Source organism: Anaerosporobacter sp., assembly GCF_031551385.1.
Taxonomy (GTDB): Bacteria; Bacillota; Clostridia; order Lachnospirales; family Lachnospiraceae; genus Anaerosporobacter.
The window spans coordinates 1-14763 of record NZ_JAVBNS010000044.1 but is presented as its reverse complement, the minus strand read 5'-3'; the positions used below and the strand labels follow the sequence as shown (position 1 = coordinate 14763).

The following is a 14763-nucleotide window of genomic DNA, read 5'->3' as shown; positions in this document are numbered from 1 at the left end:
TCATCGACTATTTCATATGTATTATTCATATTTGTCGTAATACATATAGGCAAATTGCCAATTATCTTGTAAGAAATACCCTGCTCCAATTAATATTGTGTTCCAAATGGTGATGCCGATAAAGGAAGATAGGATATAGACAGAATAACTTTGTTTCATTGTACCACTGATGAATGCGATATAGGTTCGGCATAGGGGAATCACTCTTGCGAAGCAGACAGCAGAAGCCCCATATTTATCAAATGTTTTATAGGAAGAATCAATGCCCTTTTGGGATTTTGGAAATTTCTTTGTTAGATAATTTAGCATAGTAGAACCGCCACAATATCCAATCAAATAGCAGATTGTAGTACCGATAAGCCCTGCAATTACGCTAGCAGTTAAAATGACAAAGAAATGAATGTTTTGAGAACTTGCAATCGCTCCAGAGAATGGAAGTACAATTTCGCTAGAAACAGGAAAGCAAGCGTATTCAAGCATGATAATTAGGAACATGGCGATTAATCCATATTCAGATATTAAGTTGGTGAAGAATTCCATGAGGTACTCCGTGAGCTCTTTTTGAAAGTATATTATTGTTAATGAATAAAAATGCTTACTATAATGAAATATTTTCATATTAGTTAAGAGCTTGTATATGCTTATGTATAGCGAATAGGTAGTCTAAAAGGGACAAGTACATCATAAAATATTAGAACGACGATGCCGATTACATTCATCGTCCAGTGGTTTGTAATAATATTGTTACAGTATTGACACAAATATACCACAAAACACTTGTAAATTTATACATGAATTGTTATAAGTGGAAGAACTATTCGATTATGAGTAGTTATAATGGAATCATGATACTTGGAGGTTGAAATGAAAGAACTTATACTAAGAATGCAAAAGAGAAGTAAGTATTTGCTGATGTTATCCGCTATTTTACTGACGCTATTTGGCATCAGAACAGTGAAGACAATGGATGCTGCGACGAATTATCCATATATGATTAAGGTTAATAAGCAACAGAATTGTGTTACAGTTTACGGTAAGGATAGCAAAGGGAAATACACAGTACCAGTGAAAGCAATGGTCTGTTCTACAGGTACAGCAACACCACTGGGAACATACCGTACACCAGTAAGATATCGTTGGAAGATACTACTAGACGATGTATGGGGACAATATTGCACAAGAATTACAGGTGGAATTTTATTTCATTCAGTTTGGTATTATAAGCAAGACCCAGCAACGCTATCAGCAACACAATATAATAAACTTGGAACAATGTGTTCACATGGCTGTATTCGTTTAAGTGTTGCAGATGCTAAATGGATCTATGATAATTGCCCGATTGGAACAACTGTTACTATATATAATAGTAAAGATCCTGGCCCTCTTGGTAAGCCAGTTGCGATTAAATTGCCAGCGAATACAGGTTGGGATCCAACGGATATCTATTACAAGAATAATCCATTCAACAACAAGAAACCAACAATAAGTGGAGCGAAGGATACGACAGTTAAATATGGCAGTACAGTTAATCTATTAAAAGGCGTTACAGCAAAGAATACAACAGGATTTAGTATTACAGCACGTATTGTGGTTTCTGGTAAAGTGAATACGAAAAAGGCTGGTAAGTATAAAATTACATATTCTGTTACAGACGAGATAGGAAGAACGGCTAAAAAGACAGTTACCTATACGGTTGTAGGTGGAAAAGAGACGGTAAAAGAACCAACGAAAGAGCCAGAAGTAGTAGAGGTAGGAACACCTAAGATTTCAGGTGTAACAGATCGAGTAGTTGATGGTGATACAGAGATTACAAAAGAACTTGCTCTTGAAGGTGTTACAGCAACAATTGGTGGTAAGAGTGTTGGTAATGAGACGATCAACGTAACGATTAAAAACAACAAAGATAATACGTATACAGTAACGTATGAATTAGTTGCATCAAAAGAAAAAACAGCTAAAGTAACAGCTACGATTACAGTGGATAAAGAAGCACCAGTTATTGAGGGAGCAGTTAGCAAAGACATCTCTTGGGACATTGTAGTTGACCGTGAGTTTGCGTTAGCTGGTATAACGATTTCTGATAATCTTAGTAAGATGACTGTCGATGACATTAGAGTAATTATAAAAGAAAAAGAAGATTGTTATATTGTAACTTATATGGCGGAGGACGCTGTAGGGAATAAAACATCGACAATTGTAACGTTTGCTAGGAAAGACTATCTTCGTTTTGAAGGCATTACGGATTATACAGTAAGAAAAGGTGCTGTAATTAATGAAGAGGTAGTGTTAGAAGGCGTAACGGCATATTATAATGCAAACGATATTACAGATACAATCAGTGTCTCGATTGAACATATCTATGATGTGAATCATGAAACGATAGGATATAAGGTTGTCTATGTGATAAGCGATAAGGCAAATAACGATTTACGAGTTACTTCTACCATAATGATTGATGGAGAAAACTAAGAGTTACTTCGCAAAACAGAGAGTGTATAATGCCTCTCTGTTTTGCGTTAAAATCTAATATATTTATTAAATGTGAAAAAATGAGTTGAAAAAAGGCTATAATCTAGGTATACTTTTGATGATAGCCTTATTGATTTGTGTTATATGTCAGTGAAGCTACTATTTATGTTAGGATATGTTCCTAACAGTATATACGTTAGAATGTCAGCAGTACAGTAGTTATGAATAATAGGTACGAGCTTGACTAGGAGGTTAGATGTACAAGTTAATAAAGAGAGATGGCATGGCGAAACGTGGAGAATTTCAAACCGTGCATGGAACAATCCAGACTCCTGTATTTATGAATGTTGGAACTTGCGCAGCAATTAAAGGTGCAGTATCGACAGAAGATTTACAAGGGTTAAAGACACAAGTAGAATTATCCAATACGTATCACTTACATGTTCGTCCAGGAGATAAAGTTGTTAAACAACTTGGAGGGCTTCATAAGTTTATGGTTTGGGATAAACCAATCCTAACAGATTCAGGTGGATTCCAAGTATTTTCATTAGCAAAATTACGAAAAATAAAAGAAGAAGGCGTGTACTTTAATTCTCATATTGATGGTCGTAAGATTTTTATGGGACCAGAGGAAAGTATGCAAATTCAATCAAATTTAGCTTCAACAATAGCGATGGCATTTGATGAATGTCCACCTCATCCAGCAACAAGAGAATACATGCAGAATTCTGTTGACCGTACAACAAGATGGTTAGAACGTTGTAAGAATGAGATGGCAAGATTGAATTCGCTAGAGGATACAATTAATAAGAATCAGATGTTATTTGGAATAAATCAAGGTGGTACATTCGAAGATATCCGTATTGAACATGCAAAACGTATCTCAGAGATGGATCTTGATGGATATGCGCTTGGCGGATTAGCTGTTGGGGAATCTCATTCAGAGATGTATCGCATTATAGAAGAGACAGTGCCTTATCTGCCAGTTGAGAAACCTACATATCTTATGGGTGTAGGTACTCCTGCGAATATTTTAGAGGCAGTTGATCGAGGTGTTGATTTCTTTGACTGTGTATATCCAACAAGAAATGGTAGACATGGTCATGCCTATACGAATTTAGGTAAGATTAATCTGCTTAATGCAAGATTTGAGTTAGATACAAGACCAATTCAAGAAGGATGTCAGTGTCCAGCATGTCAAAAATATAGTCGTGCCTATATAAGACATCTTTTAAAAGCAAAAGAAATGTTAGGGCTTCGATTGGTTGTAATGCATAATTTGTATTTCTATAATACAATGATGGAAGAGATTCGTGAAGCAATTGAACAGGAAAGATACAAAGAGTATAAGAAAGCTAAATTAGCTGGATTTGAAGCAAATGGAGAAGACTAAAATCTCTTGGCAAATGCAATAGAGATTGAAGATATGTATAGGAGGAAGAATTATGAATTTAGCAGTATTAAATACGGCAGCAGCAACAACGGAAGGAACAAGTGGAAGTGGAACATTTGGTATGTTAGGTATGCTTCTTTATGTTGCATTTTTTGCAGTAGTAATCTATTTTCTTGCAGTTAGACCACAGAAAAAACAACAAAAATCACATGCAGCAATGTTAACAACCGTAGCAAATGGTGATAGCGTTTTAACTTCAAGTGGTTTCTATGGTGTTGTTATTGACGTTATGGAGGATGTTGTAATTCTTGAATTTGGTAACAACAAAAATTGTAGAATTCCAATGCAAAAATCTGCAATCGTAGAGATTGAAAAGCAAGAAGAGAACTAAGAGTAATTAAAAGAGTAACTAAGATAAGGAATTGTTAGACATGATAATGATATATGTCTGGCAATTCCTTTTTTCTTTGTTATAGACAAAATCTCAATTGGAAGGTAATATAATAGGGAGAGAAAAGTGTGGAGGTAACTATGAAAAAACCAGTTTTAGTAATTATGGCTGCCGGTATGGGTAGTAGATATGGTGGATTAAAGCAAATGGATCCTATTGATAACGAAGGACATAAAATTATAGATTTCTCAATATATGATGCGAAAAGAGCTGGATTTGAGAAAGTCGTTTTCGTAATTAAGAAGGAACTAGAAAATGATTTTAGAGAATTAGTAGGTAATCCAATAGCAAAACATATGGAAGTGGAATATGTATTCCAAAGTTTAGAGGATATTCCAGAGGGCTTCACTGTTCCGGAAAAACGCGTAAAACCTTGGGGAACAGGTCAAGCAGTACTTAGCTGTTATGATGTAGTAGATGGCCCATTTGCAGTAATCAATGCAGATGACTATTATGGGGCAAGTGCATTTCAGATGATATATGATTTCTTAGCAGAAGCAAAAGACGATTCCTACTACCGTTATACAATGGTTGGATACCGCTTAAAGAATACAGTTACAGATAATGGATATGTATCAAGAGGTGTATGTGATACAGATGAAAACGAGATGTTACAAGGTATCGTGGAACGTACAAGAATTGAGAAACATGAGAATGGGATTACATATTCGGAAGATGATGGTGACACATGGGTTGCCCTTCCAGACGAAACAATTGTATCAATGAATATGTGGGGCTTTACAGTAAGCATATTAGAAGAATTAAAGAAACGTTTTGCATTGTTCCTAAATGAAGAGGTTAGAAACAACCCAGAGAAGGCAGAATACTTCTTACCAAGTGTGGTAGACCGTTTATTAGCAGCGAAAAAGGCAACTGTTAAAGTGTTAAATTCGGAAGATAAATGGTATGGTGTGACATACAAAGAAGATAAAGAAGGCGTTGTGAATGCAATTGCCAGCATGAAAGAAAGTGGTTTGTATCCAGAAAAACTTTGGGCATAGTGCAAAGGACGCATTCTTCATAGATTGTTTGTGCTACTGAAATGGTATGATAGGAAGAGCGAAAAAACGCAAGGTCAGTATTAAAACTGACTTTGCGTTTTTTTGAATTCTTTCATCTTCTCCAATAACTCATAAGGAATCTTTAGATTACCTCTACCTTTTCCAATTGCGATATCTGGTTTATTCGCACCATGGAAGTCAGAACCACCAGTTAATAAGAGATTATTAAGACGTGCTAATCGTCGCATATCACTTTCATCATAGCCAGTATTCGAAGTATAGATAGCTTCAATGCCAGCAAGTCCATAGGAAGCTAATTCTTTTACCAATTCCGATAACTCATTAGCAGATAAACGATAAAGCAAAGGGTGAGCAAGAACGGGAATACCGCCAGCTTGTAATATCAATTCAATCGTATCCTTAGGAGAGATAAATTGGCGAGCCACATAGTAAGGGCCATTCGTAGCAAGGTATTTATCAAAAGCATCTTTTCGAGTCTTCGTGAATCCATTTTCCGTAAGATACTTAGCAAAATGTGCTCTTGTAATAACCGCATCAGGCTCTGATTCCTGCAATGCCTCTAGCGTAATAGGGATTCCAGCCTGATTTAAATTGTGAATCATCTTAATATTACGCTCCTCCCGCTCATTAACAGCCTGTTCCAGCGTCTTAACTAAAGTCTCATTCGTATCATCAATATAGAGTCCAAGGATATGAAGGTCTTTCCCATTGTAAGCAGAAGAAATCTCAACCCCTGGAACAATCTCGATTTCATAACCATTGTCAGCATGTTTCTTAGCTGCTTCTCTAGCCTCTGGTAAACCAAGTACTGTATCGTGATCAGTTAAAGCGAACGCAGCAAGTCCACTGCGAACCGCTTCATCAACAACCTCGGTTGGTGTAAACGTTCCGTCAGAGATATTAGAGTGTACGTGTAAGTCAATATATTTCATAAAAGTGCTCCTTTTGTTTGGGTATTTCAATTTAGAAATTGGGTATTAAAATGTAAAAAATAACAATTATAAATAAACGTTAAGTTGATTTTTATTCAATACCTCACAAGTACTTGTGTATCAACAACCTAACCATGCAAAACTTCATTACCTTCCCTTGCGTATTCGCTGGTGGTCTCTAACTAAAAAACGATAGCGAAACCAATATAGTACTTCTTAGTGTGTATACCAACACCCTAGGAAGGCTCGGCAAGGACGCCGAGCCAGCCTGAGCTGAGGCAGGATGCCGAATCGAGGGCGTTTCCGCATTACTCCAACATCCCTCCATACACACTTAGAAGTACTTAGTGGTGTAGCGTGTTTTGTGTTAGAGAGCACCAGCGAATACGCCTCGAAAAAGTCCCAAAGTTTTGCATTCCACAAACTATAGCATACAAGAATAATTGGAATAATACAAGCCTAGAAGCAATATATATGGGGTATACATAGTAATTGGAGGACAACGGCATGAATAAGGTCGCAGAAAAAAAGACACTCCCAATCCATATTGCAAAGGCGTTGATTTTTGCGTACATTGTTACAGCTATTATTTTGCTTCTGCTGTCATTTATTCTATATAAAGCGCAGATTCCAAGTGGAGTAGTTAGCGTTGGCGTGATACTGGCATACATACTTTCTACGTTTGTAGGTGGATTTTTTATTGGGAAAAAGGTGGAAGCAAGAAAATTCCTTTGGGGGATTGCTGTTGGGGCAATTTATTTTTTGATTGTAATTATTATCTCAATCATTATGAATAAAGCTGCCTTTGGTTCAGCAGGCAGTATCGTAACAGTTCTTGGAATGTGCTTGTTAGGTGGGATGTTAGGAGGAATGATAAGTTAGGAAGTTGGCAATTCTATTTTTGACAAGCATTATAAGTTATGATATAATATACCAATGTTAAAAGATGCAAAGGAGGTTACGGAATGAAACGTATCAAGACTTTAAACACTAGAAACTTAAAAGATTCTATGAAAAAAGGCGGTTGTGGTGAATGTCAAACTTCATGTCAATCAGCTTGTAAGACTTCATGTACTGTAGGAAACCAAAGTTGTGAGAATAATAATTAATCTGATGATACAAGGGTAAAATTAAGACCCGCAAAACATGAGAAAGTAGCTCGAATAGAGCGGATTTCGAATGTTTTAGGATTGCTAAGCATAAAAATGCGTAGCAATCCGTGTATCAGTTGGAGGTAAATAAGCAGCGGCGTTAGTCGCTGCTTATTAAATGTAAAGAAGTTAATTTTTCGCCAAAGTTTTGTGCGAAAACTGAAAGGGGTACCAAAGTGATTCATCAATATAAAAATAATGGCTATAACATCGTATTAGATGTGAATAGCGGAATGATTCATGTCGTAGACGAGTTGGTTTATGATATTATTGAATTATTTGAGAATACTGATACTGATACAATTATTTCAACAATGATGGAAAAGTATTCAAAACCAGAACATGCTTCAAAATTAGAAGCTCCAATCGATATTAATGATGTAGTGGAAGCAATCGAGGAAATTGAAGAGTTAAAGAAACAAGGAGCTCTTTTCTCAGAAGATATTTACGAAGAATACATCACAGATTTCAAGAAACGCCAAACAGTAGTGAAAGCATTATGTCTTCATATTGCACATGACTGTAACCTTGCATGTAAGTATTGTTTTGCAGAAGAGGGAGAATACAAAGGTCATAGAGAGCTTATGAGCTATGAAGTTGGTAAGAAGGCACTTGATTTCTTAATCGAGAAATCTGGAAGCAGAAGAAACCTAGAAGTGGATTTCTTCGGTGGTGAGCCACTTATGAACTGGCAAGTAGTAAAAGATTTAGTAGCATATGGACGTGAACAAGAGAAGATTTATAATAAGAATTTTCGATTTACATTAACAACAAATGGCGTATTATTGAATGATGATATTATAGAATTTGCGAACAAAGAGATGGCTAATGTTGTATTAAGTATTGATGGACGTAAAGAAATACATGATTATATGAGACCATCAAGAAATAACAAGGGAAGTTATGACTTAATTGTGCCAAAGTTTGAGAAAGTTGCCGAGACACGTAATCAAACGGACTATTATGTTAGAGGAACATTTACAAGAAATAATCTTGATTTTTCAAAGGATGTACTTCATCTAGCAGATTTAGGATTTAAACAGATTTCGGTAGAGCCAGTTGTATCACTTCCAGAAGAACCTTATTCACTTCGCGAGGAAGATATACCAAAAATCTGTGAAGAGTATGATGCGTTAGCAAAAGAAATGATAAGACGTAAGAAGGAAGGCAAAGGATTTAACTTCTTCCATTTTATGATAGATTTAACTGGTGGTCCATGTGTTGCAAAGCGTTTGTCTGGTTGTGGTTCAGGAACAGAGTATCTTGCAGTAACACCATGGGGAGATTTGTATCCGTGTCATCAATTTGTTGGTGAAGATGAATTCTTACTTGGCAATGTATTCGAAGGGATTAAGAATACAGCATGTTGTGATGAGTTCAAACTTTGTAATGTATATGCAAAGGATAAATGTAGAGATTGTTTTGCTAGATTCTACTGCAGTGGCGGTTGTGCGGCAAATTCATATAAATTCCATGGTAAAATCGATGATGCTTACGATATCGGATGTGAGTTACAAAGAAAACGTGTGGAATGTGCAATTATGATAAAAGCGGCTGAAGCGGAATAAAAAACAGGCAATAACAATAGATGTAGGAAAGGAGTATGTAGAATTATTATGAAGGACAAGAAGAAAGGTGTCTTGCACCTACTAATCATATTGTTGGCAATTGCAGCGTTATCGGTTGTTACATTAGTAGGGCTTGGCAAAGAACACAAAGGTAGTGCAAAAAACATTCGTTTGGGTCTTGATTTAGCAGGTGGTGTAAGTATTACTTACGAAACTGTGAAAGAGAACCCAACAAAGACAGAAATGGAAGACACAAGATATAAGATGCAAAAACGTGTTGAGAACTACAGCACAGAAGCAATGGTATATCAAGAAGGTAGTAACCGTGTAAACATTGATATTCCTGGTGTGCAGGATGCAAACAAAGTACTTGAAGAGTTAGGTAAAGCAGGTGCAATTTCATTTGTAGATCCAGAAGGAAATGAAGTAATCAATGGAACACATATTAAGACAGCACAAGAGGGAACAACACAAGAAAATGGAATAACAAAATATGTTGTTAACCTTACTTTGAATACAAAAGGTGCGAAACTTTTTGGAGAAGCAACAGCAAAATACATTGGACAATCAATTTCGATTGTATATGATGGAAAAGTTATCTCTGCACCAACTGTACAAGTAGCAATTACGAATGGGGAAGCACAAATTTCACAAAGCACATATGAGGAAGCTAGAAACCTTGCTTCTACAATCCGTATCGGTGCACTTCCACTTGAATTAAAAGAGGTTCGTTCTAACGTAGTTGGCGCTAATCTAGGTGCAGAAGCATTTGATACAAGCTTAATTGCAGCTATTATTGGTTTTATTATCGTAATTTTATTCATGATTATTATGTACCGTATACCAGGTGTTGCAGCAAGTATTGCATTATGTCTATATGTTGTAGCTGTTCTTGTAGTTTTGAATGGCGCAAATGTAACATTAACATTGCCAGGTATTGCAGGTATTATCTTGTCAATTGGTATGGCAGTTGATGCGAATGTAATCATATTCACAAGAATTAAAGAGGAACTTGCAACTGGTAAGACAGTTCGTTCAGCAATTAATATTGGATTCCACAAAGCGTTATCCGCAATTATTGATGGTAATGTTACAACATTAATTGCAGCAGCAGTATTATGGTTCAAAGGTTCTGGTACAGTAAAAGGTTTCGCACAAACATTAGCAATTGGTATCGTAATTTCTATGTTTACTGCACTAACCGTTACAAGATTTGTATTAACAGCATTATATAACTTAGGATTTGATAAAGAAAAATACTATGGTGTTCAAAAAGAAGTTAAAGTGTTTGCATTTACGAAAAACATTAAAAAATTCGTTGCAATCTCAGGCGTATTAATTGTATTCGGTTTTGCTATGTTAGGTGTTAATAAAGCTTCTATTGGAAACATCCTTAATTATGGACTTGATTTCAAGGGAGGAACTTCTACGCAAGTTACATTCCCAGAGTCAGTTCCAGCGAATACGGAACTTGAAGAATTCGTTGGTAATTTAATTGGCGAAGCAGAAGTTGGCGTTTCACCAGTAGTAGGAGAGAATGCAGTAGTTATTAAAACAAGAGAATTAACTCTTGATGAAAGAAAGAGTGTAACAGCAGCATTTGTAGAAACATACAAAGCAGATGAATCTACAATTACAATGGAGAGTATCTCTGCAACAGTAAGTGGTGAGATGAAAACAGACGCCGTTGTGTCTGTAATTATTGCAACAATTTGTATGTTGATTTATATTTGGTTCCGTTTCAAGGATATCAAGTTTGCATCAAGTGCGATTATAGCGTTAATTCATGATGTTCTTGTTGTATTAATGGTGTATGCGGTTTCAAGAATTTCAGTTGGTAATACATTTATTGCATGTATGCTTACAATCGTTGGTTATTCAATCAATGCAACCATTGTTATATTTGACCGTATTCGTGAGAACAAGGCTTCTATGAAGAAAGCAGACGATATTGAAGATATCGTTAATCAAAGTATTAGTCAAACAATAAGCAGAAGTATCAATACTTCATTGACAACATTTATTATGGTATTTGTATTGTTTGTTCTAGGTGTTGATTCTGTTCGTGAATTTACATTACCATTAATGGCTGGTATTGTTTGTGGAGCATATTCATCAATTTGTGTTACAGGTACATTATGGTATGTTATGAAAACAAAGCTAGGTAAGAAAAAGACAGCGTAGAATCTTCCCATACGAATTAATTATATAAGGTAATCAAAGAAGTTATGGAAGCAGGAAAGTACTAGAAATAGGACTTCATTAATTTACCTCGCTAAAATCGTGAAAAATGTTGTATTTCCTAAGTTTAGCGAGGTTTTCTTATTGAAAAAGAGGTAAGAATTAAGAAGTGGTTATAATTGAAAAATGCAAGAAAAAGGCGCATTCGGACTGGTTAAATGCAAAAAGTTATAATGCAACTGAGCTTGACAAAAACAATGGGAATTGTTACAATTTGTTTCAATAAGGACAACAGTAGTAGGGAGGAGTATTATCCATGAGAAGAATGGTATTATCTATCTTAGTAGACAATACAGCAGGTGTACTTAGCCGTGTAGCTGGTTTATTCAGTAGAAGAGGATATAACATAGATAGTTTATCGGTTGGTGAAACACAAGACCCTGCATATTCGCGAATGACAGTAGCTGTGTCAGGTGATAATCAAATTCTCGAACAGATTGAGAAACAATTGAATAAATTGGAAGATGTAAAAGAAGTTAGAGAATTAAAAGATGGCGAATCTGTATGTCGTGAACTAATCTTAGTGAAAGTTCAAGCAAGTGAGATGGAGCGACAAGCTGTTATTGCTGTAGCTGATATCTTTAGAGCTAAAATCGTTGATGTTTCAAAAGAATCATTAATGATTGAATTAACAGGTAACCAAGCTAAATTAGATGCATTTATTAGCTTGTTAGAAGGATATACAATTAAAGAATTAGTACGAACTGGGCTTACTGGATTGGAAAGAGGTTCTGGTGATATCTCAGATTACCTGGATTAGGAAAAGCTTTTGCGGGTAGCAAAGCGTAGGTTTATTAATGAACATTTGAAGCAATTATTGCTTCATGTATGTTATACAATATTTTTTTCAGGAGGAAAAAGAAATGGCAAAGATTTATTATCAACAAGATTGTAACTTATCATTATTAGAAGGAAAAACAATAGCTGTTATCGGTTATGGTAGCCAAGGCCATGCACATGCATTAAATGCTAAAGAATCAGGTGCAAACGTAATTATCGGTCTTTATGAAGGAAGTAAATCATGGGCTAAAGCAGAAGCAGCAGATTTTGAAGTATATACAGCAGCAGAAGCAGCAAAAAAAGCAGATATGATTATGATTCTTATCAACGATGAGAAACAAGCTCAAATGTACAACGAATCAATCGCTCCAAACCTTGAAGCTGGTAACACTTTAATGTTCGCTCACGGTTTTGCAATTCATTTTGGACAAATCGTTGCACCTAAAGATGTTAACGTTATCATGATCGCTCCTAAAGGACCTGGACATACAGTAAGAGGACAATACCAAGAAGGTAAAGGCGTTCCTTGTCTTATCGCTGTACATCAAGATGCAACAGGTAGCGCACATGATTTAGGTCTTGCATATGCACTTGCTATCGGTGGAGCTAGAGCTGGTGTTCTTGAAACTACATTCCGTCAAGAAACAGAAACTGACTTATTCGGTGAACAAGCAGTTCTTTGCGGTGGTGTTTCAGCACTTATGAAATGTGGTTATGAAGTATTAGTAGAAGCTGGTTATGAACCAGAAAGTGCTTACTTCGAATGTATCCATGAAATGAAATTAATCGTTGACTTAATCAACCAAAGTGGTTTCGCTGGAATGAGATATTCAATCTCTAACACAGCAGAATATGGTGATTACATCACTGGACCAAAAATCATTACAGAAGATACTAAGAATGCAATGAGACAAGTATTAAAAGATATCCAAACAGGTGTATTTGCACGTAACTGGTTATTAGAAAACCAAATCGGATGTACAAATTTCAATGCAACAAGAAGAATGGAAGCAGAACATCCAGTAGAAAAAGTTGGTGCAGAACTTCGTAGATTAATGAGTTGGACAAGCGAAAGCAAATTAATTGATAACTAAGATGTAACTATATAGAAAGGGGCAGGAACTAGTCGATAAAGATTGGGTTTCTGCCCTTATTTTTACGGTAATGTTGTGGTGGTTGTTTTAAGAAAGATGGGTATATAGGAATGAGTGTAAATTTGGAGTATTATAAAATCTTTTATCATATTGCAAAATGCGGAGGAATAACAGCAGCAGCAGAGCAATTATGTATATCTCAGCCAGCGGTTAGCCAAGCAATTAAACAGTTAGAGAGAAGTCTTGGGAGTGATTTGTTTGTTCGTACTGCAAAAGGTGCGAAATTGACGATTGAAGGGGAGTCTCTCTTTTCTTATGTTCAAAAGGGATATGAAACGATATTAACTGGTGAAGAGCAATTTAAAAAGATGATGGATTTGGAAACGGGAGAGATTCGTATAGGGGCGAGTGATATGACGTTACAGTTCTGTTTACTGCCTTATCTGGAGCGCTTTCATGAAATGTACCCGAATATTAAAGTTACTGTTACAAATGCGCCAACTCCAGAGACAATTTCGTATCTGAAAGAAGGTAGAATTGACTTTGGATGTGTAAGTTCGCCATTTGTCTCTAAAGCAGATTTCAAAGTTACACAGATTCAACAGATTGAAGATATCTTCGTAGCAGGGAATAAATTTTGGATGTATAAGAATCGAATGATGCATTATCAAGAGTTAGAAGACCTACCAATTATTTGTCTTGAACATAATACAAGCACGAGAAAATATATGGACGAGTTTTTGTCTAGAAACCGTGTAGTACTTAATCCGGAATTTGAATTAGCGACAAGCGATATTATTGTACAGTTTGCAATTCGTAATTTGGGTATCGGATGTGTTGTGAGTGATTTTGCAAAGAAATATCTAGAAACAGGGGAGCTGTTTCAATTACATTTTGATAAACCAGTACCAAAGCGTAATATTTGTATTATATCAAGTAAGAAAAATTCTATATCAGGAGCGTCCAGAAAACTATTAGAAATGTTAGAAGAATGCTAAGGCAAAGATGCCAATTTGAATGTTATGTTCAAATTGGCATCTTTGTTTTGCATACTAGTATAAAATTGTTGAGGGCATAAGGTTACTGTGAACATTTTGTGTGAACAGTAACGACATAAGTGAAAATTATGTATCATATAAGGAATATTGACTTTACTTATGGCTGACGTGTGGTATAATAATTAAGTGTTATTTGAAAAATGTTAAAAAAGACCAAAGTGCATGCTTTCTGTGATTTGTGTGCATACTCGTAACTTGAAGGAGATAATCCTGAACAGTTACATTTACAATAAAGAAGATTTTAGGAGGATTCAGATATGGTTAAAGCAATCGTCGGAGCTAACTGGGGAGATGAAGGAAAAGGTAAGATTACAGATATGTTAGGACAAGAGTCTGACATAATTGTACGTTTTCAAGGTGGTAGTAATGCAGGTCATACAATTATCAATAATTATGGGAAATTTGCACTTCATTTATTACCTTCAGGAGTATTCTACAACCATACTACAAGTGTTATTGGTAATGGTGTAGCATTAAATATTCCATATCTATTCAAAGAAATTCAAGGCATTGTTGAAAGAGGAGTACCGCAGCCAAAGATTTTAGTTTCTGATCGTGCTCAAATTCTTATGCCTTATCATATATTATTTGACCAATATGAAGA

At 35.8% G+C, this 14763-nt stretch carries 14 protein-coding genes; 12 read left to right on the top strand and 2 right to left on the bottom strand.

Annotated elements, in window-relative coordinates; all coding sequences use genetic code 11:
- Positions 1-21: 21 nt before the first annotated feature.
- Complete coding sequence (locus tag RMR19_RS05140; protein ID WP_310602428.1) at positions 22-540, bottom strand: DedA family protein; 519 nt, start codon at positions 538-540, stop codon at positions 22-24.
- A 324-nt stretch (positions 541-864) separates the two neighbouring features.
- On the opposite strand from RMR19_RS05140, the gene RMR19_RS05135 reads away from it, so the two are divergent.
- The 4 genes from RMR19_RS05135 (at position 865) to RMR19_RS05120 (ending at position 5314) form a co-directional block, all read left to right on the top strand.
- A complete protein-coding gene (locus RMR19_RS05135) occupies positions 865-2469 on the top strand; it encodes a L,D-transpeptidase family protein (protein ID WP_310602427.1) in 1605 nt (534 codons plus the stop codon).
- A gap of 256 nt (positions 2470-2725) precedes the next feature.
- The gene (gene tgt / locus RMR19_RS05130) at positions 2726-3862 is read left to right on the top strand and encodes a tRNA guanosine(34) transglycosylase Tgt (RefSeq protein WP_310602426.1); all 1137 of its coding nucleotides are present in this window, start codon (positions 2726-2728) and stop codon (positions 3860-3862) included.
- Positions 3863-3914: 52 nt separating this feature from the next.
- Entirely contained in the window at positions 3915-4253 is a 339-nt protein-coding gene (gene yajC, locus RMR19_RS05125; protein WP_331654653.1) for a preprotein translocase subunit YajC, read from the top strand.
- Between the two features lie 140 nt (positions 4254-4393).
- Entirely contained in the window at positions 4394-5314 is a 921-nt protein-coding gene (locus RMR19_RS05120; protein WP_310602425.1) for a nucleotidyltransferase family protein, read from the top strand.
- Between the two features lie 80 nt (positions 5315-5394).
- On the opposite strand, the gene RMR19_RS05115 is transcribed toward RMR19_RS05120, so the two are convergent.
- The gene (locus tag RMR19_RS05115) at positions 5395-6267 is read right to left on the bottom strand and encodes a PHP domain-containing protein (protein ID WP_310602424.1); all 873 of its coding nucleotides are present in this window, start codon (positions 6265-6267) and stop codon (positions 5395-5397) included.
- A 507-nt stretch (positions 6268-6774) separates the two neighbouring features.
- Here RMR19_RS05115 and RMR19_RS05110 point away from each other — a divergent pair.
- From RMR19_RS05110 to RMR19_RS05075, 8 genes are all read left to right on the top strand, one after another.
- Complete coding sequence (locus RMR19_RS05110) at positions 6775-7149, top strand: TIGR04086 family membrane protein (RefSeq protein ID WP_310602423.1); 375 nt, start codon at positions 6775-6777, stop codon at positions 7147-7149.
- Positions 7150-7232: 83 nt separating this feature from the next.
- Entirely contained in the window at positions 7233-7376 is a 144-nt protein-coding gene (gene scfA, locus RMR19_RS05105; protein ID WP_310602422.1) for a six-cysteine ranthipeptide SCIFF, read from the top strand.
- Between the two features lie 218 nt (positions 7377-7594).
- A complete protein-coding gene (gene scfB, locus RMR19_RS05100; RefSeq protein WP_310602421.1) occupies positions 7595-8986 on the top strand; it encodes a thioether cross-link-forming SCIFF peptide maturase in 1392 nt (463 codons plus the stop codon).
- Between the two features lie 48 nt (positions 8987-9034).
- Positions 9035-11170, top strand: a complete 2136-nt coding sequence (gene secD, locus RMR19_RS05095; protein WP_310602420.1) for a protein translocase subunit SecD — start codon at positions 9035-9037, stop codon at positions 11168-11170.
- A gap of 313 nt (positions 11171-11483) precedes the next feature.
- Positions 11484-11987, top strand: coding sequence for an acetolactate synthase small subunit (ilvN, locus tag RMR19_RS05090; RefSeq protein WP_310602419.1), 504 nt, complete (start codon positions 11484-11486; stop codon positions 11985-11987).
- 103 nt (positions 11988-12090) lie between these two features.
- Positions 12091-13101, top strand: a complete 1011-nt coding sequence (gene ilvC / locus RMR19_RS05085) for a ketol-acid reductoisomerase (protein WP_310602418.1) — start codon at positions 12091-12093, stop codon at positions 13099-13101.
- Between the two features lie 110 nt (positions 13102-13211).
- Positions 13212-14099 (top strand): LysR family transcriptional regulator, encoded by an 888-nt coding sequence (locus RMR19_RS05080; protein WP_310602417.1) that lies wholly within the window; start codon positions 13212-13214, stop codon positions 14097-14099.
- Between the two features lie 317 nt (positions 14100-14416).
- The coding region (locus tag RMR19_RS05075; RefSeq protein ID WP_310602416.1) for an adenylosuccinate synthetase at positions 14417-14763 on the top strand (347 nt) is incomplete at its 3' end.